Raw genomic sequence first — 2,338 nt, 5'->3', positions numbered from 1 at the left:
GCGCAGCCCATTTACATTCCAGCTAATAAGTTTCAAATTTCATCCTTTTTTTAATTATAATTATGCCAAAAATCACAAAAAGGAAAGTTATGAGAAACCAGCCAACGTATAAATTTTTTAAAAATTTTGGCTACGCAAGAGAGGGTTTGGCTGAAATTTTTAAAAACGAAAAGAGCTTTCGAATAGAAATTTACATATTTTTGATAGCTACGATCTCGCTATTTTTTTGGAAATTTGACCTTATTTTTAACCTATTTTTGATCTTTAGCATGGCATTTGTGCTAGTTTGCGAGTGCCTAAACTCGAGCCTAGAGCGAGTGACTGATCTTGCAAGCCCAGACTATCACGCCCTAGCAAAGGCAGCAAAGGACGCTGGAAGCGCGGCCGTGATGATCGCAAATTTCTTATGTGGCGCGCTTTGGTGCGTAGCGATAGGATATAAAATTTGGGGCTAGAAAAAGAAATTTACAAGGCGCTTCTTGGCGAGAAAAAGGTAGAGATCATAAATTTACTTTGCGAGCTAAGCGACGAAAATGGCTTTATCGTGCTTAAAATTTCAGAAATTTGCGAGAAGCTAAATGTGAGCAAACCAACCGTGATAAGCACATTTAAGCTGCTTGAAGAGAAGAAAATTTTTGAGCGGGTAAAAAACGGGGTTTATAGATTTAAAAATTTATAGTGGCAAGCAAATGCCTGCCACTACTTGTTTTAGCCGATAGTCTCAGCAGCGATCATACCAAATGTCAAGCAATCAGTAATAGCCACTGATCCTAGACGGCTGGCTCCGTGAACGCCACCTGTGATCTCGCCAGCTGCATATAAATTTGGTATAGGCATAGCTGTTTGAGAGTTCATGACTTGGGCTTTTGTGTTGATATTTAGGCCACCCATTGTGTGGTGAACTTTTGGCGTGCCACGCTCTGCGTAAAACGGCGGGACTGAGATATCAATGCCCTTTGTCGTAGTCGCAACAACTGGTTTGCCAAAGTCCTCATCAACGCCTTTTTTAACAAATTCGTTGTATCTTGCGACTGTTTTTTTGAGCTCATCAACCGGGATCTTATACTCAGCTGCCAAGGCATCAAGTGTGTCAAATTTCTTGCAAATTCCAGCTGCGATAGCCTTTTCATAGTGAGCTGGAAGCATGTGAGGAAGGGCTCTTGAGTCGCAGAAGTTGATAGGGAAGTTTTTATCATCTTCACCTTTTTCATGAATGACTTTAAACATCGCTTCTGTTCTTGTCCTGCGGTCTGCAAGCTCATTCATGTAGCGTTTGCCGGTTCTTGGATTGACTGAAATTCCAAACGGAAAAGCGCCATTTACGTTAAACATCGATCCCACGCCAAAGCCTGTCTCATCGGCACATCCCCAAGGGCCGTACTGGATCCAGCTTGGCTGAACTGGATAAGCACCAGCTCTAAATGCCGCTAGAAGCGCGCCTGCTGTTGAGCCTGGTTGGTTTGTCGAGTCTGTCTCAGGTGTGATCCTTGGATCTTGAAGGCGTCTAAAAATTTTATCCCTACAAAAGCCACCAGCTGCTAGTACGACGCCTTTTTTGGCTTTTATATATTTTGTATCGCCGCCTTTGTTTTCGACATCGTCACTCATCAAATTGCCATCAAATTTGTAGTTTTCTCTGACGATGACGCCCACAACTGCGCCCTTGTCGTCAAAGACGAAATCATCAAATTTTGTCCTTTTTTTGATCGATGCGCCATCTAACTTTTCAAATGTCGCAGTCATAGGGAGCACGATGCCAGCGCCGCTGCCGACCTCTGTTTGAAGGCTTCTTGGCACTGAGTGACCGCCCGCGTGAGTGATCTGGTCGATATATTTTGCACCACAATCAATTGTGAGTTTGTAAGCATCTTGCGCTCTCTCGCCGATCTTTGCCAAAAGATCAACGTGGTTGATGCCACGACCTGCTTTCAAACAGTCTTTGATAAATAGCTCGGTGCTATCTTTGATGCCAGCTTTCTTTTGCATGTCGCTATTTGGAACAGCAAAAATTCCGCCGTTGATGACAGAGTTGCCACCTGTGCGACCCATTTTTTCGATCAAGACAACTTTGTTGCCTTTTTTAGCTGATGTCACGCCAGCTGCAAGAGCTGCAAAGCCTGAGCCGATGATGACTACGTCATACTCCTCGTCCCATTTGACATCTTTTTCGTCCATTGGTGTGGCCATTAAATTTGTTGCGCCCATACCTAGTGCCGTAGCACCGATAGCGCTAAATTTGACAAAATCTCTTCTAGATAAACCTGAATTTTTCATGCTCTCTCCTTTGAAGTAAGATATTCGCTAACTAGATTATACGACTTTTTTATTAAAATAGTCT

Annotated in this window: 3 protein-coding genes; 2 read left to right on the top strand and 1 reads right to left on the bottom strand. The window is 43.1% G+C overall.

Annotation, left to right across the window (positions count from 1 at the left end):
- Window positions 1–89: 89 nt before the first annotated feature.
- Window positions 90–455, top strand: a complete 366-nt coding sequence (locus Q0296_RS00480) for a diacylglycerol kinase (RefSeq protein WP_298035633.1) — start codon at window positions 90–92, stop codon at window positions 453–455.
- Window positions 446–679 carry a winged helix-turn-helix domain-containing protein gene (locus Q0296_RS00475; protein ID WP_103567888.1) on the top strand — a complete coding sequence of 78 codons (234 nt, stop codon included), beginning with the start codon at window positions 446–448 and terminating at the stop codon, window positions 677–679. The genes Q0296_RS00480 and Q0296_RS00475 overlap by 10 nt, the downstream gene beginning before the upstream one ends.
- Before the next feature lie 29 nt (window positions 680–708).
- On the opposite strand, the gene Q0296_RS00470 is transcribed toward Q0296_RS00475, so the two are convergent.
- The gene (locus Q0296_RS00470) at window positions 709–2,274 is read right to left on the bottom strand and encodes a flavocytochrome c (RefSeq protein WP_298035632.1); all 1,566 of its coding nucleotides are present in this window, start codon (window positions 2,272–2,274) and stop codon (window positions 709–711) included.
- Window positions 2,275–2,338: the final 64 nt, after the last annotated feature.

Origin of the sequence: uncultured Campylobacter sp., from assembly GCF_937890585.1 — a bacterium.
In the GTDB taxonomy this organism is placed as follows: Bacteria; Campylobacterota; Campylobacteria; order Campylobacterales; family Campylobacteraceae; genus Campylobacter_A.
This window is presented reverse-complemented; position numbering and strand designations above follow the sequence as displayed.